This is a genomic window from Aliidiomarina quisquiliarum (assembly GCF_023922585.1).
GTDB classification, from domain to species: domain Bacteria; phylum Pseudomonadota; class Gammaproteobacteria; order Enterobacterales; family Alteromonadaceae; genus Aliidiomarina; species Aliidiomarina quisquiliarum.
The window spans coordinates 52,617-74,392 of sequence record NZ_JAMFTN010000021.1 but is presented as its reverse complement, the minus strand read 5'-3'; the positions used below and the strand labels follow the sequence as shown (position 1 = coordinate 74,392).

21 protein-coding genes are annotated in these 21,776 nt (G+C 48.0%); 9 read left to right on the top strand and 12 right to left on the bottom strand.

Annotated elements, in window-relative coordinates; genetic code table 11:
• Positions 1 to 110: 110 nt before the first annotated feature.
• The 5 genes from aceF to ampD all read right to left on the bottom strand — a co-directional run bounded on the left by aceF (position 111) and on the right by ampD (position 6,753).
• The gene (gene aceF / locus M1L23_RS08375; protein ID WP_252626874.1) at positions 111 to 1,781 is read right to left on the bottom strand and encodes a dihydrolipoyllysine-residue acetyltransferase; all 1,671 of its coding nucleotides are present in this window, start codon (positions 1,779 to 1,781) and stop codon (positions 111 to 113) included.
• Between the two features lie 10 nt (positions 1,782 to 1,791).
• Positions 1,792 to 4,458 carry a pyruvate dehydrogenase (acetyl-transferring), homodimeric type gene (gene aceE, locus M1L23_RS08370; RefSeq protein ID WP_252626873.1) on the bottom strand — a complete coding sequence of 889 codons (2,667 nt, stop codon included), beginning with the start codon at positions 4,456 to 4,458 and terminating at the stop codon, positions 1,792 to 1,794.
• Between the two features lie 34 nt (positions 4,459 to 4,492).
• Positions 4,493 to 5,254 carry a pyruvate dehydrogenase complex transcriptional repressor PdhR gene (gene pdhR / locus M1L23_RS08365; protein ID WP_252626872.1) on the bottom strand — a complete coding sequence of 254 codons (762 nt, stop codon included), beginning with the start codon at positions 5,252 to 5,254 and terminating at the stop codon, positions 4,493 to 4,495.
• Between the two features lie 116 nt (positions 5,255 to 5,370).
• On the bottom strand, positions 5,371 to 6,159 hold the full coding sequence (gene ampE, locus M1L23_RS08360) for a regulatory signaling modulator protein AmpE (RefSeq protein WP_252626871.1): 789 nt from the start codon (positions 6,157 to 6,159) through the stop codon (positions 5,371 to 5,373).
• A 12-nt stretch (positions 6,160 to 6,171) separates the two neighbouring features.
• On the bottom strand, positions 6,172 to 6,753 hold the full coding sequence (ampD, locus tag M1L23_RS08355; protein WP_252626870.1) for a 1,6-anhydro-N-acetylmuramyl-L-alanine amidase AmpD: 582 nt from the start codon (positions 6,751 to 6,753) through the stop codon (positions 6,172 to 6,174).
• Between the two features lie 130 nt (positions 6,754 to 6,883).
• Between ampD and M1L23_RS08350 the strand changes: the two genes are divergently transcribed.
• The 8 genes from M1L23_RS08350 to yacG all read left to right on the top strand — a co-directional run bounded on the left by M1L23_RS08350 (position 6,884) and on the right by yacG (position 12,915).
• Positions 6,884 to 7,399, top strand: a complete 516-nt coding sequence (locus tag M1L23_RS08350) for a retropepsin-like aspartic protease family protein (protein ID WP_252626869.1) — start codon at positions 6,884 to 6,886, stop codon at positions 7,397 to 7,399.
• A gap of 45 nt (positions 7,400 to 7,444) precedes the next feature.
• Positions 7,445 to 8,323 carry a carboxylating nicotinate-nucleotide diphosphorylase gene (gene nadC / locus M1L23_RS08345; protein WP_420840634.1) on the top strand — a complete coding sequence of 293 codons (879 nt, stop codon included), beginning with the start codon at positions 7,445 to 7,447 and terminating at the stop codon, positions 8,321 to 8,323.
• Positions 8,324 to 8,461: 138 nt separating this feature from the next.
• Complete coding sequence (locus M1L23_RS08340; RefSeq protein WP_252626868.1) at positions 8,462 to 8,929, top strand: pilin; 468 nt, start codon at positions 8,462 to 8,464, stop codon at positions 8,927 to 8,929.
• Positions 8,930 to 8,944: 15 nt separating this feature from the next.
• On the top strand, positions 8,945 to 9,925 hold the full coding sequence (locus tag M1L23_RS08335; protein WP_252626867.1) for a GspE/PulE family protein: 981 nt from the start codon (positions 8,945 to 8,947) through the stop codon (positions 9,923 to 9,925).
• Positions 9,922 to 11,124: a type II secretion system F family protein gene (locus tag M1L23_RS08330; protein ID WP_252626866.1), complete on the top strand. Its 1,203-nt coding sequence runs from the start codon at positions 9,922 to 9,924 to the stop codon at positions 11,122 to 11,124. Before M1L23_RS08335 ends, M1L23_RS08330 begins: the two co-directional genes overlap by 4 nt.
• 24 nt (positions 11,125 to 11,148) lie before the next feature.
• Positions 11,149 to 12,009 (top strand): prepilin peptidase, encoded by an 861-nt coding sequence (locus tag M1L23_RS08325; RefSeq protein WP_252626865.1) that lies wholly within the window; start codon positions 11,149 to 11,151, stop codon positions 12,007 to 12,009.
• A gap of 2 nt (positions 12,010 to 12,011) precedes the next feature.
• Positions 12,012 to 12,647 (top strand): dephospho-CoA kinase, encoded by a 636-nt coding sequence (coaE, locus tag M1L23_RS08320; protein WP_252626864.1) that lies wholly within the window; start codon positions 12,012 to 12,014, stop codon positions 12,645 to 12,647.
• Positions 12,648 to 12,714: 67 nt separating this feature from the next.
• Positions 12,715 to 12,915, top strand: a complete 201-nt coding sequence (gene yacG / locus M1L23_RS08315; protein WP_252626863.1) for a DNA gyrase inhibitor YacG — start codon at positions 12,715 to 12,717, stop codon at positions 12,913 to 12,915.
• Here the strand turns inward: yacG and mutT are convergent.
• The 3 genes from mutT to M1L23_RS08300 form a co-directional block, all read right to left on the bottom strand.
• Positions 12,912 to 13,319 (bottom strand): 8-oxo-dGTP diphosphatase MutT, encoded by a 408-nt coding sequence (mutT, locus tag M1L23_RS08310; protein ID WP_252626862.1) that lies wholly within the window; start codon positions 13,317 to 13,319, stop codon positions 12,912 to 12,914. The genes yacG and mutT overlap by 4 nt on opposite strands.
• Before the next feature lie 11 nt (positions 13,320 to 13,330).
• Positions 13,331 to 16,054: a preprotein translocase subunit SecA gene (gene secA / locus M1L23_RS08305; RefSeq protein WP_252626861.1), complete on the bottom strand. Its 2,724-nt coding sequence runs from the start codon at positions 16,052 to 16,054 to the stop codon at positions 13,331 to 13,333.
• Positions 16,055 to 16,173: 119 nt separating this feature from the next.
• Positions 16,174 to 17,103 carry a M23 family metallopeptidase gene (locus M1L23_RS08300; RefSeq protein ID WP_252626860.1) on the bottom strand — a complete coding sequence of 310 codons (930 nt, stop codon included), beginning with the start codon at positions 17,101 to 17,103 and terminating at the stop codon, positions 16,174 to 16,176.
• A gap of 35 nt (positions 17,104 to 17,138) precedes the next feature.
• Between M1L23_RS08300 and M1L23_RS08295 the strand changes: the two genes are divergently transcribed.
• The gene (locus M1L23_RS08295) at positions 17,139 to 17,450 is read left to right on the top strand and encodes a DciA family protein (protein ID WP_252626859.1); all 312 of its coding nucleotides are present in this window, start codon (positions 17,139 to 17,141) and stop codon (positions 17,448 to 17,450) included.
• 11 nt (positions 17,451 to 17,461) lie between these two features.
• Here M1L23_RS08295 and lpxC read toward each other — a convergent pair whose 3' ends face one another.
• The 4 genes from lpxC to M1L23_RS08275 all read right to left on the bottom strand — a co-directional run bounded on the left by lpxC (position 17,462) and on the right by M1L23_RS08275 (position 21,769).
• A complete protein-coding gene (lpxC, locus tag M1L23_RS08290; RefSeq protein WP_252626858.1) occupies positions 17,462 to 18,376 on the bottom strand; it encodes a UDP-3-O-acyl-N-acetylglucosamine deacetylase in 915 nt (304 codons plus the stop codon).
• Positions 18,377 to 18,558: 182 nt separating this feature from the next.
• Positions 18,559 to 19,737, bottom strand: coding sequence for a cell division protein FtsZ (gene ftsZ, locus M1L23_RS08285; RefSeq protein WP_252627124.1), 1,179 nt, complete (start codon positions 19,735 to 19,737; stop codon positions 18,559 to 18,561).
• Between the two features lie 57 nt (positions 19,738 to 19,794).
• On the bottom strand, positions 19,795 to 21,003 hold the full coding sequence (ftsA, locus tag M1L23_RS08280; protein ID WP_252627123.1) for a cell division protein FtsA: 1,209 nt from the start codon (positions 21,001 to 21,003) through the stop codon (positions 19,795 to 19,797).
• A gap of 28 nt (positions 21,004 to 21,031) precedes the next feature.
• Positions 21,032 to 21,769 carry a cell division protein FtsQ/DivIB gene (locus M1L23_RS08275; protein WP_252626857.1) on the bottom strand — a complete coding sequence of 246 codons (738 nt, stop codon included), beginning with the start codon at positions 21,767 to 21,769 and terminating at the stop codon, positions 21,032 to 21,034.
• Positions 21,770 to 21,776 lie beyond the last annotated feature (7 nt).

Genomic DNA, 21,776 nt, shown 5'->3' with positions numbered 1-21,776 from the left:
TTGTTCTGTCTGTTTCAATAACTGCGTAAAGGCATTCACTTATTTAGGCGGTTATTGTAACGAGAAAATAAAGGCGCGTCTTGTGTAAAAAAGACGCGCTGGCTTTTGTTTTAAAGTATTAGCTTACGAATATCTGACAACACCTGAGTTAGATACACCGAGAAGCGTGCCGCTAAAGCACCGTCGATAACCCGATGGTCGTACGACAAGCTTAATGGCAACATTAGCCGTGGCGTAAATTCTTTACCATTCCACACGGGCTTCATTTCGCTTCTTGAAACACCAAGAATAGCTACTTCAGGCGCATTTACTATTGGCGTAAAGGCTGTACCACCAATACCGCCTAAACTAGAAATTGAGAAGCAGCCACCTTGCATGTCGGTCACTTTCAGCTTACCGTCGCGGGCTTTAGCACTCATTTCTGTAAGCTCGTAAGAAAGCTCCACAATGCCTTTTTTGTCCACGTCACGGATCACTGGCACCACTAAGCCATTGGGCGTGTCGACAGCAATACCAATATGCACATACTTTTTCATTACCAGGTGTTCGCCACCTTCATGTAACGACGAGTTAAATACTGGGAATTCCTGTAGTGCTTTAGCCACGGCTTTCATAATGAATACCAGCGGGGTAAATTTCACATCGGCCTTACGCTTAGCTAACTGGTCGTTCTCTGCTTTACGGAACGCTTCCATTTCAGTGATATCAGCTTCATCAAACTGAGTAACGTGTGGAATAGTTACCCAGTTACGGTGCAAGTTCGGCCCAGAGATACGCTGAATTCGGGTTAATTCAACCTCTTCCACTTCGCCAAACTTACTGAAGTCAACTTTCGGCTGCGCAATCACTTGCAGGCCGCCAGCACCACCCGTTACAGACGCAGATGACGCTTTAGGACGTGATAATTCATACTTCACGTAGCTTTGTACGTCTTCTTTCAATACCCGCTCTTTCGCCCCAGTGCCTTTTACCAAGTCGAGATTAACGCCATATTCGCGTGCTAAACGGCGCACCGCTGGCGACGCATGCGCCATTTGTTTACCTGGCTCTTTTTTGTCGAGTGGGTGGTCTGGCACCGGTGGCTCACGGTGTTCGCTGGCAATCACCGCTGGAGCCTGTTCCACTTTAGCTGCTGGCTCGGCTTTTGCTTCTTCTGCAGGTGCTTCTTCTGCAACTGCGCCAGCTACCTCAAGCTCGAGCAACACCGTACCTTTACTTACCTTGTCGCCCATTTTAACCGTCATGCTTTTAACGGTACCTGCATGGGTGCTTGGCACGTCCATGGTGGCTTTGTCTGTTTCAACAGTTATTAAACCGTCTTCCACATTTACTTCGTCACCCACACTTACCAAAACATCAATAACGTCTACTTCGCCGTCTTCACCAAGGTCTGGCACCGCAATGGTAATAACTTCCGTTGCGCTTGCAGCCTTAGCAGCCACCGGAGCAGCTGGTTCTGGTTTAGCTTCTGGCGCTGCTGCTGCCTTTGGCTCTTCTTTCGGCTGTTCTTCTGCCGCTGGGGCTTCAGGTGCAGCTTCCGCCGCGGCAACACTAACCAACGCAAGCAAGTCGCCTTGGTTAAGTTTGTCGCCAACTTTCACTTTAATTTCATTCACTGTACCAGCCACAGGCGCCGGAATGTCCATCGACGCCTTGTCTGTTTCTACAGTAATTAACGAGTCTTCAACTTCAATTGTATCGCCCGCGCTAACGAGGATTTCAATAACTTCTACGTCGTCCCCACCAACGTCGGGAACTTTGACTTCTATTACATCGGCCATTACTTGCTCCTTACGCGTAAAGTGGGTTCAGTTTGTCGATTTCAATATTGAAGTCTTTCAATGCCTGCGCCACTACTTTTTTGTCGATGTCGCCAGCTTTGGCTAATTCTGTCAGTGCTGCAATAACAATGTATTCTGCATTCACTTCAAAATGACGACGCAAGTTTTCACGGCTGTCGGAACGACCATAACCGTCGGTACCTAGTACTCGGTATGGTCCTGGCACCCACGCTCGTACCTGATCTGCATACAGTTTCATATAGTCAGTGGCGGCAATAACAGGACCTTTGCCCTGCTCTAGCACACCAGTAATGTATGCTTGTTTCTCTGTTTTGGTTGGGTTAAGCATGTTTTCACGCTCAACATTCATACCATCGCGGGCAAGTTCGTTAAACGACGTTGCGCTAAACACCGTTGAGGCAATGCCAAACTGGTCTTTTAATATGCCCGCTGCTTTCCGTACTTGCTGCAAAATAGTTCCCGAGCCCATTAAGCGCACATGGCCTTTTGCCTTGCTTACTTTCACTTCGTCGAGCTTATAAATACCGCGTAGAATGCCTTCTTCAGAGCCTTCCGGTAATTCAGGCTGCTGGTAGTTTTCATTCATTACAGTAATGTAATAAAACACGTTTTCCTGCTCACCAAACATGCGGCGCATACCGTCTTGTACAATGACGGCAACTTCGTAGCCATAGGTTGGGTCGTAGGTAATACAGTTAGGCACCGTACCGAAGTGTAGGTGGCTGTGGCCGTCTTGGTGTTGTAAGCCTTCACCGTTCAAGGTGGTACGCCCAGCTGTGCCCCCAATCAGGAAACCACGTGCATGGCTGTCACCCGCTGCCCACACTAGGTCGCCCACACGTTGGAAACCAAACATGGAATAGTAAATGTAAACCGGAATCATGGGTTCGTCGTTGGTGGAATAGCTAGTACCCGCTGCCACCCACGAAGCCATTGAGCCTAGTTCGTTAATACCTTCCTGTAGTACCTGGCCTTTCGTGTCTTCACGATAGTAAGCAACCAAGTCAGCGTCCTGCGGGGTATATTTTTGCCCCTGGCTGGAGTAAATACCTACCTGACGGAATAAACCTTCCATACCAAAAGTACGGGCTTCGTCTGGAATAATAGGTACTACGCGGTGGCCTACTTTCTTGTCGCGCAACATGGCGGTAAGAATACGTACAAAGGCCATAGTAGTTGAAATTTCGCGGTCGCCCGAACCTTTCAATACTGCGTCGAAGGCTTTCAACGAAGGTATTTCAAGCTCTTTGGTCGACTTCGCTAAACGCTTCGGCATAAACCCGCCTAGAGCTTCACGGCGTGTCTTCATGTATTTGGCTTCTTCACTGTCGTCTGGGAAGCGGTAATACGGAATGCTTTCTAAATCGCTGTCTTTAATCGGAATATTAAAACGGTCACGGAAGTGGCGAATGTCTTCAATACCCATGTTTTTCACACCATGGGCAACGTTTTTACCTTCACCCGCCGCACCCATACCGTAACCTTTTACGGTTTTAGCTAAAATAACCTGTGGCCGACCTTTGGTGTTCACTGCTTTATGATATGCCGCGTACACTTTTACTGGGTCATGGCCACCACGGTTCAAACGCCAAATATCTTGATCTGATAAGTTGGCCACCATGGCTTTGGTTTCTTCGGTTTTGCCAAAGAAATGTTCACGGGTGTAGGCACCACCTTTCGCTTTATAGTTTTGGTACTCTCCGTCAACACTGGTTTGCATAATTTCAGCAAGTTTACCTTCTGTGTCGCGGTACAGTAGTGGGTCCCAATAGCGGCCCCAAATAACCTTAATAACTTCCCAGCCGGCGCCACGGAATGTGCCTTCTAGCTCTTGAATAATTTTGCCGTTACCACGTACCGGACCGTCTAAACGCTGTAAGTTACAGTTCACAATAAAGGTAAGGTTGTCTAAGCCTTCACGACTGGCTAAACCAATGGCACCTAAGCTTTCTGGCTCGTCTACTTCACCGTCGCCTAAGAAACAGTAAACACGCTGCTTGGAGCAGTCTTTAATGCCTCGGTCGGTTAAGTACTTTAAGAACCGCGCCGTATAAATGGCCTGAATTGGGCCAAGGCCCATCGACACGGTTGGGAACTGCCAGAAGTCGGGCATTAAGTGCGGGTGCGGGTAGCTTGATAAGCCATTACCACCAATTTCTTGACGGAAGTTATCAAGCTGCTCTTCGTTAAGGCGGCCTTCTAGGAAGGCACGAGCATAAATACCCGGTGAACCATGGCCCTGCACATATAAGAAGTCACCGCCGTCTTCGCCTGGAGCACGGAAGAAGTGGTTAAAACCAACGTCATAAATCATTGCAGACGAAGCAAAGGTGGAAATATGCCCACCAAGCTCAAGCTCTTTGTTCGAACCACGCAGAACCATAGCTAACGCGTTCCAACGAATAGCTGCACGAATACGTGCTTCTAAGGTTTGGTCGCCCGGCACTACTGGCTCTTGGCTTACTGGAATAGTGTTTAAGTAAGCGGTGGTTGCTTGGTATGGTAAGTACGCGCCACTGCGGCGCGCCTTTTCAATTAAATGTTCTAAAATAAAGTGAGCCCGCTCAGGCCCACCTGCGTCGAATAAGGTTTCTAAAGAATCTAGCCACTCTTGCGTTTCTTGTGGATCGATATCATTACGTTCTTGATCTGCCATAATGGTTCCCTTCACCTACTACCTGTTTAATCTCTTAAGCATTGGCCTTATCAGTGCGCCGTAGCGCCCGCTGAATTCGGCTATGCTCCCGATTTAATTGCAATAAAACATTTTCTATATAAGCCAAGTGATCATGACAAGCTTCACGCGCTTGTTCAGGCTGCCGTTCCATAATGGCTTTCACCAAAGCTTCTCGATGCACCTGCATTTGTGCCTGTACATCGCTACGGTCCTTGAGTTGATCGAGGTTTTTACGGATATTGTCGCGGAGTAAATCGTTCATACCGCGAACTAAATGTAGCAACACTAAGTTATGTGATGCCTCTGCTACAGCCACATAGAAAGCGACTAAAGCATGTGCGTGTTGGGCTGTGGTTAAGCCTTTTTTAGACGCCGCCGCAAAGCTTTCGGCAATACGCGCCATATCGGTGTCGGTGCCACGTAAAGCAGCGAAGTAAGCCGACACACTTTCTAAAGCATGACGAAATTCAAGTAAGTCGAACTGCGATTCTGGATGCCTAGCCAATAAATCAAAAAGAGGGTCAACCACTTGCTTGTCTAAAGCACTGGCAACAAAAGTACCGCCACCTTGACGCCGGGTAACTAAGCCTAAAGCTTCAAGCTTTTGAATGGCTTCGCGCAACGACGGCCGCGACACCTCGAAACGCTTGGCTAGTTCGCGCTCCGAAGGTATACGTTCACCTGCAGCCCAGCTACCATCGATTATCAACGCCTCGATCTGGCCGACGATAATGTCAGACAGCTTGGTATGTTGTATTCGACTTAATTCATTCATGTAGCAACCCTAGGCTGGTATGTTGGTCAGACCAATTGACCTTCGCCCCTTAGTATAACGCGTCATCGGCAGACTTCCTAGTAGCGGTTATCAATTCATTGGTAATACCACTTGTGCTAAACAATCCAGCCTAACAGTGAAGCCAAGGCAACACTGGCCAAAAGAAAAATGGTGGCCCGCCGAGCCAAACCTAGCATGGCTTGCGGCTCGGTACTTTTTTCCTCTTCGTCTACAGTTATGTCTTCGGCAGCAACCGCTAATTGTAGCAACACTTCTTGACTGTTTTGCACTAGCCCAATGCTGGCTAACCAGGCATGCATTGCGCGGGTAAAGTGCCCAACGAACAAAAATGCGAGCCCTGCTATTCTCACCGGTAACCAGTCAACCCAGCCCATAAGTTGGCCTACCTGGTGCTCATTCGCGCGTAAAATGGTATAGCCCAGTACACCTGGGGCACCAAACAACACAAACCAAAACACTACCGAGAAGTAGTAGCGGAAATTAAGCCACACCAACTGTTGGCCAAGGCTAATATTGCCATTGCCTTGCATAATAAAGTCACTGGCTTCTTGCTGAGTTTCTTTGTCTTCTCTGGCGGTGGCTAAATACCAACGCTTTAAGGCATCGCGATAAGGCCGGCAGCCAAAAGCTAAAGTAAGCATTGCAACATTAATAAAAAACGTTGCTAAGGCTCCTACTCCAAACAACATAATAACTGCCAAAAGCAGGGCGGGTATAAGCAAAACTAAAGGCCCAAACACCTCATTTTTACGGCCTGAACTAAAGGTGTCGTGTTGGTACAGCCAATCATTAAACTGCTGTGCTGTGCTGTCTAGTTGCCAACCTGCTGGGCTAACGCGTAAACGTTCCAACATAAGGGCAACGAACAAGGAAAGAACAATCATACTTGCTTCCTATTATAGTGAACTGCTGTCGTTAGCATAAACCTGCGCTGCTGCCAAACGACGTTTAAAGTCATCCCAATTAAATGCTGGGCCTGGATCGCTTTTCCGCCCAGGAGCTATGTGCTCATGGCCTACTATTCGGTCTAACGAAATTGCCGGATAAGTGGCCATTAAAGCAGCGCTCAATTGTACTAACGTAGCGTATTGTTGTTCAGTGTAGGGTGCTACGTCCGTTCCCTCAAGCTCTATACCTATAGAAAAGTCATTACAGTTGTCACGCCCTGCCCAGCTCGACACCCCCGCATGCCAAGCACGCTGATGAAAAGGTACATATTGGTGCAAAATGCCGTTGCGACAAATAAAACAATGGGCAGAAACCCGCAACCCCTCTAACTCGGCAAAGCTACTATGGGCACTACAGTCTAAACACCCCATAAATAACTGATCGATATGCTTGCCGCCAAACTCGCCGGCGGGCAAACTTATGCCATGAATAACCAATAAACTAATATCATGGGCTATTGGCCGCTCATCTTTATGGGGCGAGGGGTGAAATGAAACCCCATTTACAATATGATCGTCTATTCGTAACACCTAGCGTTTCCTTCGTTACAGTTTGCTTTATGGCTGCCGGTAAAACTACCGTCTTGCATAATCATTAAGTATCAGGACAATTACGTTGAAGGTAAAGTGTTTCACACAAATCTGTACAGGGGAATAGTGCATGGCTAACAGCCACGACAGTAGCAAAACCATAGGCCGTTTTTTTATTTGGTTTGCTTGGCTTGGAGCGCTGGCCTTACTTTACTACTTTTTTGACGGTGCCTTATCGAAGCAGCAAAATCCTAATCAGCAGGTGGAAAGTTACCGCCAAGGCAACCAAGCGGTGGTGGTACTACAACAAAACCGAGCCGGCCATTATGTGGCTAATGGTAGTATTAACCAACGCCCCGTTACCTTTTTACTCGACACTGGCGCCACCCAAGTGGCAATTCCTGGCAGTTTGGCAAGCCACCTTGGGCTTCGCCAGGGCCAACAAATTCAGGTACGAACCGCTAACGGTGTGGCCATTGCCTATCAAACCGAGCTCGCACAACTTCAATTAGGCGACATTCTATTAAATAATGTGGCCGCTACTATTGTTCCCGACTACCACAGCAACCACATTTTGTTGGGCATGAGCGCCTTAAGAGCGTTAGAATTCAGTCAACGTGATCGCCAACTAACTATTCGCCAATAATTTAAAACTTAAATCACCTGTTTTTTTATACCAATGGAGCAATTTATGACCACCGACACAGCACTTGCTATGGAGCCAGCCCTACAGCAACGCATTCCTTTTGAAGTGAAAAACGCTTTGGAAGAAGACTTAGGCGGCAGCGTAAGTGTTGAACTCGACGTAACCGCCATGCTTATTGCTGCCGAAACAAGGGCCCATGCCCGAGTAATTACCCGCGACGCTGGTGTTTTCTGCGGCCTAGCCTGGGTTAATGAAGTGTTTCACCAGCTCGATCCAACTGTCGTCGTTACTTGGCATGTGGCCGACGGCGACACTGTTACGCCCGACCAATTACTGTTTGAGCTAACCGGCAATGCTCGCGCCTTACTTACCGGTGAGCGTACCGCCCTTAACTTTGTGCAAAGCCTAAGTGGTACTGCATCTGCTACTGCTTCGGCGGTGGCTCATTTAGCCGGCACCGACACCAAGCTATTAGATACCCGCAAAACCATTCCAGGCATGCGGCTGGGGCAAAAATATGCGGTTCGTTGTGGTGGCGGGCAAAATCACCGTATTGGTTTATACGACGCTTACTTAATTAAAGAAAACCATATTATGGCCTGTGGTGGTATTGCTGCTGCCGTAAACCAAGCGCGCAAATTACAACCTTCACGCTGGGTAGAAGTAGAAGTGGAAAACCTGGCCGAGTTAGAGCAAGCCGTGCAGGCCGGTAGCGACATTATCATGCTCGACAACTTTAGCGACAACGATATACGCACTGCGGTACAACTGGCAAAAGGCAAAGCCAAGCTTGAAGTGTCAGGTAATGTTACTGCTGATCGCCTCGCCCATTACGCCAGCATGAATGTAGACTACATAAGTTCGGGCGCACTCACTAAGCATGTACACGCTATGGACTTGTCTATGCGTATGACCACCCTATAACAGCTATATTACGAATGTTTTAAAACTAGGGGTAATAGCTTAATTGCCCCTACTTATCTCGCCCAACTGCCTAACCTGCCCTATACCTTCCTTATCACTTTGTGCCGTACCCATGACATAAAAAGATAAGGAGTTCTTGTGCCGCTTACTAATTTAGTACCCAAAGGCTTTAGCCTCATCGAACTAATGATTGTTGTTGCCATACTGGGCATTCTAAGTTCACTCGCAGTGCCTGCATTTACCGATTATACCCAGCGCACCAAAGCCACTACTGCCTACCTAGCCTTGCAACCGTGGCAAACTGCCATTGCCTTATGTTGGCAAGAAAATGGTAGCTTAGCCGACTGTAGCGAACTTGGCATAGCTGGTATTCCCCCTGCTACGGCACCTTTACCCGAAGGTTTGACTAGCTTACGGGTAGGTAGCCAACCGGGCTCGTTACGCGCCAGCATAAACGCCCGCGACAGTAATGGTGACGCTGTAGTTATCGAAGCGCTGCCTATTGCTCAATCTACTCAACTGAGTTGGCAACTGTACTGTTCCGACTTTGCTTTAGGTGCGCGTATTCAACGCTGCGCTGGGGCATTGCCGAATAGCACTGAGTAACTGTGGAGCAAGGCCGTGTTACACAACGCCAGTGCGCAACTGCCCATACATTTAGCTCAATTACTGTTTGAAATGGCCAATACAGGGGTGTCTGATATGCATTTAGAAGCGCAAGATCAACACTATTTAGTGCGGGAACGATTATTAGGCAAGCTGCAGCAGCGTGAGGTTATTGCTAAACATGTAGGCGAGCAATGGGTAGCAGCCCTTAAAAATGCTGCCGGGGCAGATGTAACCCAACGGCGCGTGGCGCAAGACGGTCGGTTTAAATTGCTTCATGGTCAGCTGGTGCTCGACTGCCGTTTCAATGTGCTACCTACCTTATGGGGCGAAAAAATTGTGCTGCGCTTATTCAACCAACAGGACCAAGCACTGCCCTTATCCCAACTGGGTTTATTACCAAATCAGTATCAACAAGTAAGCCAAGCCCTTGCCGCTAGCCAGGGGTTAGTGTTAGTAACGGGCCCCACCGGTAGCGGCAAAACCCGCTCTTTGTATGCCATGCTTGAACATATCAACCACCCTAGTATAAATATCAGCACCGTAGAAGACCCTATTGAAATCCCTTTACTAGGTATTAACCAAACCGCAGTTCGCGACAATGGCTTAATGCGCTTTGCCGATTGTTTACGGGCTTTGTTACGGCAAGATCCTGATGTGATTATGGTTGGTGAAATTCGCGACGCAGAAACAGCTCAAATGACTGTGCAAGCGGCGCAAACAGGCCACTTAGTGCTGGCTACCTTACATGCAAGCAATGCCATGGCGGCTTTAATTCGGTTACAACAGCTAGGGGTTACCCATGCCCAAGTGGCTGGTGCTTTATCGCTACTAATTAACCAACGTTTAGTCACCATTGGGCAAAAACGGGCTGGGGTATTCGATGTGAATTTAGTCGATGAACAAGCCCAGCATGTGCTCTTGAGTTCGCCTACTAGCCCCGATTATTGGCAACGCACTGCAGAGCTTTTAAAACCTGTCTATATTGCACCATGAAAGCCATTTGGTATCGTTGGCACGGCCACCCCAAAGATGATGCGCACGACCTGCGCCAAGGTGTATTGCAAGCACACCATAGCACTGGCGTTGCTTTACAATTATGGCAACAACAAATTCACTTAACGCGCCGCATACCACTGCCAACAACCCGTCAAGGCTACCTGCCTCAATTAGCTTTTTGGGCTAGTTGGTTTAGTCGCTGGCACAGCCTGATTAAAAGTGGCTTCGACATGGCACAAAGTTTACAGCAGCTGCACAATCAAAGTATGTGCCAAGCAGAAGCTGAACTGAGCCAAGCGGCGTTACAAGCATTACACAAGGGTTTACCTATTAGTTATGCGTTTAAACGCTCACCACTTCCTTTGAATAACCGCTATTTGCAACTGATGGAGTTTGCCGAGCAGGCAGGACAATTTGAACACGTGTTAGCCCAACTTAGTGTAGCTTCGGCTGAACGTCAAAAACGCGCTCTACAATTACGCCAGGCCATGCGCTATCCCGCAGCAGTGTTGGCTATGGTGGTACTTCTTGGGGTTGGTTTGAAGCTATTTATTCTGCCTAAATTTGCCGCTTTATATGCAGAAACCAACGCCCAACTACCGTTTTTAACCCAGTTGCTGTTACAGCCAGCCAGCAACTTTCAGCTATCTTTCTTTGTGGCCCTGCTATTCATGCTCGGCGGGCTGGGGTTATTAGTGCAGTTGTGGCTGCCCTTTTGGTTAGCTAAACCAGGCTTAAGGCGTTGGCTTATGCGTAACCCAAGCTGGCACAAGTATGTTGAGTTAACCGCAGTGCAACAAGACTTACACACCCTTGCCTTAGGCCTGCAACATGGCATGACCTTGCAGCAAAGCATAATAAGTGTGGCCTTAACGCATTCGTCGACATGGCACCAAGGCTTGTGGTTACAAAGCTTACAGACGTTGAAAGCAGGCAAAAACAGTCGGGCTATTTTTAATTACCAGTACTTAACGAGCACTGAATATGCGTTAATCGAATTAGGCGAGCAAACCGGTACCCTAGAAGACAAAATAATGCAGGTAGCCAAAGACCAGCAGCAAGCCATAGCGCAACGCCTGCAAAATAGCCTGCAATTGTTACCTAATCTGGTTCTTATAGTGGTGAGCATTATCACCGGTGCTGTTATGATTGCTCTCTACTTACCACTTTTTCAGCTAGGGCTAGCCGTTGGCTAGTACTAAAATTGCCAAGGAGAAGCAATGCTCGATCTCATTCAAACAAGTTTTGCCTGGAGTGTAGGACTTGCTGCCATTATTGGTTTACTTTTTGGCAGCTTTGCCAATGTGGTTATTGCCCGCTTCCCAGTTATGCTCAAACGCCAATGGCAACAAGACTGCGCCGAAAGCCTTGGCCAACCAGCAGCGCCAGCCGAACGCTTTAATTTAGCGGTACCAGGCTCCCAATGCCCAGCTTGCAAAACCTCATTGCGTTGGTATGAAAATATTCCAGTAATAAGCTACGCCTTACAAGCAGGCAAATGCCGTCATTGCCAGGGAGGCATTTCCAGCCGCTACCCACTGGTAGAACTACTTGTCGCTGTGTTTACCGCTTGTGCCATTGCGTCGTTTGGTTTTAATGCCCTAGGTTGGAGTTACGCACTTTTTATTTATGCCTTAGTTATTTTAACTTTTATCGACAAAGACCACATGCTGCTGCCCGACCAAATAACCCTACCTTTGGTATGGCTTGGCTTACTTGCCAGCTTGCAATTAACCCCGGTAAGCCCTAGCGACGCAATTATTGGTGCCGCCTGTGGTTACTTGGCGTTATGGAGTGTGTTCTGGTTATTTAAGTTGCTAACCGGCAAAGAAGGTATGGGTTATGGCGACTTTAAGCTTTTAGCTGCACTCGGGGCATGGCTTGGTTGGCAAATGTTACCGATGATCATTTTATTGTCGTCGGTTATTGGCGCTGTATATGGCATTTTAATGATTATATTGCGCCGTCACCAGCAAGGTAACCCAATGCCTTTCGGGCCATTTTTAGCGTTAGCCGGTATTGCCGCGCTATTTTTTGGTGAGGTTTTGTATAGCACTTACTGGCAATGGCTTGGGTTATAACCATGTCTGAACCAACCAAACCCTTAGTTATTGGTCTTACCGGTGGTATTGGCAGTGGTAAAACAACCGTGTCGAACGAATTTGCCACCTTAGGCATTACTGTGGTCGACGCCGACGTTATTGCCCGTGAAGTTGTTGCCCCTAGCCAGCCCTTGCTAGCTGAATTAGTCCAGGCCTTTGGGGCGCATATTTTGCTAAGCGAAGGGCCCCATAAAGGCACTCTCGACCGAGCCGCCTTACGCCAAATCATTTTTTCTGATGAGCGGAAAAAACAACAGCTGAATAGCTTAATGCACCCCGCCATTCGCCAGCAATTACTTGCTCAACTACAGGCTGCACAGTCTGCTTACGTTATATTGTCGGCACCACTATTGTTTGAAAACAAGCTCGACCAGTATTGCCAACGCACCTTAGTGGTCGACGTACCGGTAAGCGTACAAATAGCACGCACCCAGCAACGAGACGGGGTAAGTAAAGAGCAAGTAGACGCTATTTTAAAAGCACAATGGAGCCGTGAACAACGATTAGCAAAGGCCACCGACGTTATCGACAATAGCCTGCCCTTAACCACACTACCAAGCCGTGTTGCAGAGCTGCATCGCCGTTACCTTGCTCTTTCACAGCAGCCCTTGCCTTGAAGTGCAGGGGCGAAACACACTATCATTGTCATTCTTCTTGAATATAAACAAAGAGAACTATATTGCTATGACCAAGGCTGTAACCACTGTTAAATGTCCTACCTGCCAAACTTCCGTAAAATGGGGGCCGACTGCGGAATTTAGACCTTTCTGCAGTGAACGCTGCAAGCTGATTGACTTAGGCGAGTGGGCGAACGAAGAAAAAAGAATTCCAGGTGAAGAATTACCACCTACGGCAAATGAGTCGTCGAGTGAATGGGACTATTAGTTAACTCGACTCGTTAGTTTTTCGGCAATAGCCTGCAGAATAGGCACATTGGCGGCTGGAAATTCATAGTCAGCCAGTGTGCTAGCGGGCACCCAACGCCACTCTTGACCTTCTAATGCCTGCACCTGCCCAGAAATGGCAGTAACCCACCATACATCAAGCAATACCTTCTTGTCGCTGTAGCTATGCTCTATAGCGCACAGGGGCTCGGCCTGCTCTACCCCAATGCCGAGCTCTTCTGTAAGTTCACGACTTAAGCTTGCTAACACTGCTTCACCAGCCTCTACTTTACCACCGGGGAATTCCCAGCGGTTGCCTTGATGCTGATGTGCAGCGCGCAAACTTATAAGTACTTGCTGGTTGGCGTTTATTACCACGCCAACCGCAACGTGAATAGGCTTCATAACACAACCTACTAGGTTAGCTTACCGTGACAATGCTTATACTTTTTACCTGAGCCGCATGGGCAAGGGTCGTTACGACCAATTTTTTGCCCGTCTCGAACCACTGGTTGACCTGCTCCTTCAGCAAAACTAGCCGCGCTGGGTGAGCTGTCTGCCGCCTCGTGTTTATACTCACGTGGCATAGCTTCGGCTTTACGGCGCTGCTCTTCAACTGCTTCCACGTCTTCTTCGGCCCGAACTTTTACTTTGCTCAGCACACTAATAACGTCTACTTTTAATTCTTCCAGCATGTCCATAAACAAGTCATAGGCTTCACGCTTATATTCTTGTTTCGGGTTGCGCTGGGCGTAACCACGTAAATGAATGCCTTGGCGCAAATGGTCCATGGCCGCAAGGTGTTCTTTCCAGTGCGTGTCGAGGCTTTGCAGCATTACCGCTTTTTCAAAGTTGCGCAGCACCTGTTCGCCCACCACTGCTTCTTTCTCGGCATAAGCAGTGGATGCTGCTTCAATAATGCGTTCACGCAATAACTCTTCAAATAATCTATCGTCATTATCGAGCCATTCTTGCAATGGTAGGTTCAAGTCGAAATCTGCCCGCAGGCGATCTTCTAAACCCGACACACTCCACATTTCAGCCAATGAACCTGGCGCAATGTATTCAGAAATAACTTGGTTTAACACATCGTCGCGAATGACTTTAATAGTTTCCGCAATATCGCCTTCATCGAGTAGTTCATTGCGCTGCGAATACACAACTTTACGTTGGTCGTTGGCCACGTCGTCATATTCAAGCAATTGCTTACGAATATCGAAGTTACGGGCTTCTACTTTACGCTGAGCATTTTCAATGGCTTTTGTTACCCATGGGTGCTCAATGGCTTCGCCAGGCTTCATACCTAGGCGCTTCATCATACTGGCCATGCGCTCTGAAGCGAAAATGCGCATTAAACTGTCTTCTAACGACAAGTAAAAACGGGACGAGCCAGGGTCACCCTGACGCCCAGCACGACCACGTAACTGGTTATCAATACGGCGTGACTCATGACGCTCGGTAGCAATAATATGCAAACCACCAGCGGCAATAACTGCGTCGTGGCGCTCTTGCCAAGCTGCTTTCAACTTCGCTATTTGTTTTTCATCTGGGTTGTCTAACGCTTCTAGCTCGGCCTGCCAATTACCACCCAACACAATGTCGGTACCACGTCCAGCCATGTTGGTAGCAATAGTAACGGCACCTGCCTGACCAGCTTGGGCAATAATTTCAGCTTCTTGCTCGTGAAATTTAGCGTTTAATACTTTGTGTTTTATTTTTTCTTTTTTCAGCAATTTCGACAGCAACTCAGAACTTTCAATCGAGCTGGTTCCCACTAACACCGGCCGGCCAGCTTTACGCTGCGCGCGCACGTCGGCCACAATGGCCTGGTACTTTTCTTCTTGAGTTAAGTAAATAAGGTCTGGCCGGTCGTCGCGCACCATTGGCATATTGGTTGGCACAACAATAGTTTCTAAACCATATATTTGCTGAAACTCAAAGGCTTCCGTATCTGCAGTACCTGTCATGCCCGACAGTTTTTCATATAAGCGGAAGTAATTCTGAAAGGTAATAGAAGCTAAGGTTTGGTTTTCATTTTGAATCGGCACACCTTCTTTCGCTTCCATTGCTTGGTGCAAGCCTTCAGACCAACGACGCCCTTCCATAGTACGGCCCGTATGCTCGTCAACAATAACAATTTGGTCGTCTTTAACTATGTAGTCTACGTCGCGCTGAAATAAGTGGTGTGCACGCAATGCTGCATTTACATGGTGCAGTAACGATATATTCGCAGCCGAGTAGAGCGACTCACCCTCTTCTAATAAGCCAGCACCCCGTAGCATGTCTTCAATATTTTCTTGGCCCGCTTCGGTTAAATGTAACTGCCGCGCTTTTTCATCAATAGTGAAGTCACCACTTTCGTCGCCGTCTTCTTCTTGGCCGTCTTCATGGCTTTGGCGAGTTAAGCTCGGTACCAACTTATTTATTTGCTTGTATAGTTCTGACGAATCTTCCGCTGGGCCCGATATAATTAGCGGGGTACGGGCTTCGTCAATTAAAATAGAGTCAACTTCGTCAATAATGGCGTAGTAAAGCCCGCGTTGAACACGCTCAGCAGGAGAAAACGCCATATTGTCGCGCAAATAGTCGAAGCCAAATTCGTTGTTGGTACCATAAAGAATATCGGCTTGGTAGGCTGCTTTCTTCGCCTGCGGGTGCATACCAGCAACGTTACAGGCTACGGTCATGCCTAAATATTCAAATAAGGGTCGGCTCCACTCCGCGTCACGGCTAGCCAGGTAGTCGTTCACGGTAATAATATGCACACTCTTGCCTGTAAGCGCATTTAGGTAGGCGGGTAAAGTTGCCGTTAAGGTTTTCCCTTCACCGGTGCGCATTTCGGCAATACGGTTGTCGTTTAAAATCATGCCGCCAATAAACTGCACGTCGAAATGGCGCATACCAAAAACACGTTTACTTGCTTCACGCACCACCGCAAAAGCTTCAACCACTAAACTGTTTAGCTCGGCGCCGTCTTCTAAACGCTGTTTAAACTCAGCTGTTTTGGCTTGTAGCTGTTCATCGGTTAACGCTTCATATTCAGCTTCAAGAGCATTTATATGCTCTGTCTCTTTTGTTAGTTTACGAATAATACGGTCGTTCCGGCTGCCAAAAATGCGTTTTACTAAACTACCTATCATCTGCTTTGAAGTCCTGAGTTTTATTCCGGTGAACGCTAGTATGTATGTGCCCGGACAAAAGTGAGTGAATTAAAAACAAAACGGCACCATAGCAGGTGCCGTTATCAACTTTATTGCGCCTATTCCTTTGGCGCACGGCGTGTTACGTATTCCGCCGGGTTTAAATGCCGGCCATTCTGTAATACTTCATAATGAACATGTGGCCCTGTGGCACGGCCTGTTTGCCCTACTTGGCCAATTTCTTGGCCCCGGGTAACCACCTCACCCACCTCTACAGTATAACTATCCAAGTGCGCATAGCGGGTGCGTAACCCTGCCCCATGGTCAACCTCTACCATATTACCATAGGCAGAGCGGCGACCTGCATAAGTTACAATACCTGCCCCAGTTACTGCAACTACTGTACCTATTGCTGCAGCATAGTCTATACCACGGTGCATGGTAGGGTTACCAGTAAAAGGATCGCGGCGAATACCATACTGCGAAGCCAGCCAACCAGTTGAAATTGGTCGCCCTGCAATGAAGCGTGCCTCTTCTATATGGTGATTAACCATCACAGACTCAAGTAGGTGAAGCTGTTTTTGTCGATCTTCTAACTGCTCAAGCATTTGGTCGAGGCCACTAAGCAGACTATGCTCGGTAACAACCGGCCATTGGCTAAGGTTTGACTCGGGCCCACCTAAAGGCAATGGATCGGAAAAGAAGAATTCCCCTTCGTCTATATCTGCAGCAGCCGATAAACGTTGCCCAAAGGCTTCAAGACGCATAAGCTGGCCTTGTAGCTCACCCATTTTCATTGTCATGGCAGACAATTCACGTTGCACTTGGCTACGTACTTCTTTTATTGCTTCCGACTCCATAGCTAAACGCAGCTGCTCTTCATGAATGCGCTGCTGTGCTACTTCGGGGTTAATAGTGCGGCCTTGCCATGGTTGGTAATAACTAAGAAGAAGAAATAAGGTAATGCCTAAAATTGTGAGAAGACGACGCTGTGACAGGTTAATTTCAAACCTTACCTTCCGCCCCTTGTATAGGATTGCTAAACTCATGCAATATTCACTCACTCTCTCAGTTGGTAACGATAATGCTAAATAAACCACCTAAAACAGTGCAGCATTTACTGGCGCAAGGAACGCTTGCTGAACTAAGTCAGCGTTCTAACAAGGCCGAGCATCTTGGCGCACTCTGGCAGCAAGCTGTTTCAAAAGAGCTGGCTGCGGCCTCACGATGTATAGGACTACGTGATGGTACATTATCGGTGGCCGTCGCAACAGCTGCCTGGGCAACTAGGCTGCGACTAACCGAACAGCATATTATTAAGTTTTTCTTACAAATTCCAGAAGTTAAGGTAAAGCAACTCGAAATTCGTATGGACCCGTCACTTTTTCAGCGCTAGCTTAATCGTTATTAAGCTAAAACAGGATTTAAATAGCTAATCGGTGCCACTGATGCAGGCTCTTCAAAAGTTACAAACTCCCAAGCTTCCTGCTGCTCCATCAGGGCAACTAACAACTGATTGTTCAACGCATGGCCCGACTTATAAGCACGTAAATGGCCAAGAATACTGTGGCCACTCATATATAAGTCGCCTACTGCGTCTAGCACTTTATGTTTTACAAATTCGTCGTCATAACGCAAACCGTCGTTATTTAACACACGGTATTCGTCTAGAACCACGGCATTGTCCATGCTGCCGCCTAAGGCTAAATTATTGGCCCGCAGCAATTCAATGTCTTTCATAAAGCCAAAAGTTCTGGCACGGCTAATGTCGCGAATAAAGTTTTGGCTGCTAAAGTCCATCGACACCATTTGGTTAGAGCCCGCAATAGCAGGGTGATCAAATTCAATCGCGAAGTCGATACGGAAGCCATTATGGGGTAACAATTCGGCCCACTTATCTCCTTCTTCTACACGAATTGGTTTTTTCACTCGAATAAACCGCTTCGCTTTCGATTGTTCTTGAATACCTGCCGACTGCAGCAAATAAATAAATGGATGTGCACTACCGTCCATAATCGGAATTTCATGGGAATCAATTTCAACATACAAATTGTCAATTCCCATGGCAGCAACAGCAGCAAGCAAATGCTCTACGGTTGAAACGCGAACATTGTCGTCGTTGATCAAACAGGTGCACATGCGCGTGTCGCGCACTAATTCGGCCGACGCTTTGATCTCGACTACAGGATCGAGATCAGTACGGCGAAACACAATACCTGTGTCGATAGCCGCTGGACGCAACACTAAATTGACCTTATTGCCTTTATGCAGGCCAACACCAGTGGTTGCTATCGCTTCCTTAAGTGTCCGTTGTTTGATCATCGCTCTACCCTCTTTTTGCCTAGCTTGCCGACTTTCGAAACCTACTAACAGCTGGTCCGAAGCCGCTTCCTGTCCGTGTTCATGACTTACAGCTTAGCCTACTAGCAATTAAAAAATTGCCAAACGGCGAAAACTATAACAAACGGCAGGCTACTGGTCAAGCCAGTCGACTTATTAGGCGCCTAGTCTGCCTGCCGGCGCAAAAATGCAGGAATGTCTAAAAAGTCCTGATCTGGGTTACCTTTTGTGCGCGTTGCCGCCGGTTCGTCTACGGCTGGCTGCTGCTCTTCTTCTAAGTGTCTAGCTGTGGCACCGGCGCCTGCGTAACCACGGCTTGGCGCTGTAGTGCGACTACCAACAGGCTCTACTTTACGACGTTCTACTAAAGAAATGTCTGGCTTACGCTCGGCACCAATCCCGGTTGCCACTACAGTAACGCGCATTTCGTCTGACATATCTACGTCAATTACTGCTCCAATAATTACCGTGGCGTTGTCTGAAGCAAAGGCACGAATGGTTTGACCTACAGTGTCAAACTCTTCCATGCTCATGTCTAAACCAGCGGTTACATTCACCAGCACACCACGCGCACCTGACAGGTCAATGTCTTCTAATAATGGGCTGTTAATAGCCATTTCTGCAGCTTCTTGGGCGCGGTCTTCACCACTTGCAATACCAGTACCCATCATGGCTGTGCCCATTTCACGCATAACTGCTTGCACGTCGGCAAAGTCAACGTTAATTAAACCTGGGCGGGTAATAAGCTCGGCTATTCCTTGTACCGCACCCATTAGCACGTTATTCGCCGCGCCGAAGGCGTCGAGTAAAGTAGTACCGCGGCCTAACACTTTCAATAGCTTTTCATTCGGTATGGTAATTAACGAGTCTACGTGCTTGGCAAGCTCTGCTGCGCCTTCTTCAGCGGCTAGCATGCGCTTTTTACCTTCAAACGAAAACGGCTTGGTTACTACTGCCACAGTTAAAATACCCATTTCTTTGGCTATTTCGGCAACAATAGGTGCTGCGCCCGTACCCGTACCACCGCCCATACCGGCAGCAATAAATACCATGTCTGCGCCTTCAAGGTAACGGGCAATTTCGTCCCGGTTCTCTTCCGCGGCTAAACGTCCAATTTCTGGGTTCGCACCGGCACCTAGGCCCTTGGTAATTTCACCACCTAATTGAATGGTAATGTCTGCATCGTTACGGCGTAGGGCTTGTGCGTCGGTATTGGCGGCAAGAAACTGCACCCCCTCAATCGACTGCGACACCATGTGTTGAACGGCGTTACCACCGCCGCCGCCAACGCCTATTACTTTAATAATGGCGTCTGTTTCAAACTGCTCTATCACTTCGAACATGTTCATAGTTGTTACCTCTCCACTTTCCTGTAGTTTTTCTTGTGTTACCCCAAAAAATTAAAACTCACCACGGAACCAGCTTTTTAATCGCGGCCAAATTCGTGCTTGTTGTTGGCGGCTGCGTTCTTTTGCTTGCTCTGCTAGCTCCTGTTGGCCAAACCACAATAAACCGACCGCTGTGGCATATTCAGGGTCGCTTACATAGTCGGTTAGCCCTTTCACTCCCAGCGGCCCCCCCAGGCGCACTGGCATTTGAAATACTTCTTCGGCGAACTCCACGGCACCTTCCATTTTACTGGTACCACCCGTTAACACCACACCTGCGGCTATTTGCTCGAAAAAACCACTTTTATCAAGCTCTTCGCGCACGAGCTCAAATAACTCTAAATAACGTGGCTCAACCACTTCGGCCAGGGTGTGGCGGCTCATAATACGGGAAGGCCGGCCGCCCACCGAAGGTACTTCAATAGTGTCTTCGGTGCTTACCATTTGCCGAATGGCACAGGCATACTGCACTTTTATTTCTTCCGCATTACCCAGCGGGGTACGAAATATTTTCGCAATGTCGTTCGTTACTTGGTTGCCACCCACAGGTATTACTGCCGTATGGCGCAGTACACCGCCAGAATACAAGCAAATATCTAAAGTGCCGCCGCCCATGTCTACCAAGGCTACGCCTAGTTCTTTTTCATCGTCGGTTAATACTGAATGGGCCGACGACAAAGCTGAAAACACCAACCCTTGCACTTGCAGTTCACAGCGCTCCACCGCTTTAATAATGTTTTTGGCCATATCATTGGCGCAGGTAATAATATGTACCCGCGCTTCCATACGCACACCCGACATACCAATTGGGCTATTAATACTTTCTTGTGAATCAATTACAAATTCTTGTGGTAGCACATGCAAAATTCGGCGCTCTTGGGCAATAGGCACCGACTTGGCCGCATGAATCACATTTTCTACATCTTCTTGGGTTACTTCTACGTCGTTAATAGGCACCATGCCACTTTCGTTTTGACAAGAAATATGGCGACCAGAAATATTTAAATACACTGTAGAAGCGCGGCAATCGGCCATCAGTTCGGCTTCGTTTATTGCCCGTTGAATCGACTGAACCACTAAGTTCAAGTCATTCACGCCGCCTTTGTCCATACCCCGCGACGGAGTTGCACCAACACCAATAACGCTTAACTCGCCGTCGGGGAGTATTTCGCCTATTAATGCGGTCACCTTACTGGTGCCGACATCCAGGCTGACGATCATGGTTCCTTCTTCGCTTTTTACTATCACGCTATTCACCTGGTTGTATGTCATGCCAGCCGACAGCTACGCCGGTGTCATATCTTAAGTCGATGTAAGCAATTTCTTTTTCGCTTTCACCTTGAATAATGGGTAACAATTCCATAAACCGCTGTACCCGCTCTAGTCTGGCTTCTCGGCCAAGGCGCAGTTCAATTCCCGACTCTAACCAAAGTCGTACTGAAAACCGCTCGCTCATAGCAAACCGTTGAATATGGTGGTTGCTATGGGCTAATAAAGCCTGAATACGCTGATATTGATAAAACACTTCAGCCACATCACCTTCAGGCCCTACTAGTTCCGGTATGGTGCCAGCCACTACACTTGGGTCGGCGGCAAACAACTCGCCCGAACTATTTAATAATTCATGGCCATTCCATACGGCTATTGGCTGCTGCTCAACAATAAACACCCGCAGGTTGGCAGGCCATTCTTTCCGCACTGAAGCCGAATACACCCAAGGTAAAGCCTCAATACGGCGCCGTAAAACGTCTGCGTCGGCAGCAAAAAAACTACCAGTTTCTGCCGCTGTTAGTACCCGTACCACATCAGCATTGCTGGTGTAGGTTCGCTCACCCTGAATAATTACCCCGGTAATAGGCAGCTGCTCTTCATCAACTAAGGTGTTTATTAACCACACCCCACCCACTACCAAGCCAAGCATTATTATTATAAAGGCGCTTAACCCCGCCCAAAACTCGTAGCGCTGCCTAGGCAATTGCGTATTCACGGCGCTA

Bases quoted from the DNA above. Each gene is read 5' to 3' on its own strand.
- aceF (WP_252626874.1), bottom strand. From the start codon at position 1,781: ATGGCCGATGTAATAGAAGTCAAAGTTCCCGACGTTGGTGGGGACGAC.
- aceE (WP_252626873.1), bottom strand. From the start codon at position 4,458: ATGGCAGATCAAGAACGTAATGATATCGATCCACAAGAAACGCAAGAG.
- pdhR (WP_252626872.1), bottom strand. From the start codon at position 5,254: ATGAATGAATTAAGTCGAATACAACATACCAAGCTGTCTGACATTATC.
- ampE (WP_252626871.1), bottom strand. From the start codon at position 6,159: ATGATTGTTCTTTCCTTGTTCGTTGCCCTTATGTTGGAACGTTTACGC.
- M1L23_RS08350 (WP_252626869.1), top strand. From the start codon at position 6,884: ATGGCTAACAGCCACGACAGTAGCAAAACCATAGGCCGTTTTTTTATT.
- nadC (WP_420840634.1), top strand. From the start codon at position 7,445: ATGACCACCGACACAGCACTTGCTATGGAGCCAGCCCTACAGCAACGC.
- M1L23_RS08330 (WP_252626866.1), top strand. From the start codon at position 9,922: ATGAAAGCCATTTGGTATCGTTGGCACGGCCACCCCAAAGATGATGCG.
- M1L23_RS08325 (WP_252626865.1), top strand. From the start codon at position 11,149: ATGCTCGATCTCATTCAAACAAGTTTTGCCTGGAGTGTAGGACTTGCT.
- coaE (WP_252626864.1), top strand. From the start codon at position 12,012: ATGTCTGAACCAACCAAACCCTTAGTTATTGGTCTTACCGGTGGTATT.
- yacG (WP_252626863.1), top strand. From the start codon at position 12,715: ATGACCAAGGCTGTAACCACTGTTAAATGTCCTACCTGCCAAACTTCC.
- mutT (WP_252626862.1), bottom strand. From the start codon at position 13,319: ATGAAGCCTATTCACGTTGCGGTTGGCGTGGTAATAAACGCCAACCAG.
- secA (WP_252626861.1), bottom strand. From the start codon at position 16,054: ATGATAGGTAGTTTAGTAAAACGCATTTTTGGCAGCCGGAACGACCGT.
- M1L23_RS08300 (WP_252626860.1), bottom strand. From the start codon at position 17,103: ATGAGTTTAGCAATCCTATACAAGGGGCGGAAGGTAAGGTTTGAAATT.
- M1L23_RS08295 (WP_252626859.1), top strand. From the start codon at position 17,139: ATGCTAAATAAACCACCTAAAACAGTGCAGCATTTACTGGCGCAAGGA.
- lpxC (WP_252626858.1), bottom strand. From the start codon at position 18,376: ATGATCAAACAACGGACACTTAAGGAAGCGATAGCAACCACTGGTGTT.
- ftsZ (WP_252627124.1), bottom strand. From the start codon at position 19,737: ATGTTCGAAGTGATAGAGCAGTTTGAAACAGACGCCATTATTAAAGTA.
- ftsA (WP_252627123.1), bottom strand. From the start codon at position 21,003: ATGATCGTCAGCCTGGATGTCGGCACCAGTAAGGTGACCGCATTAATA.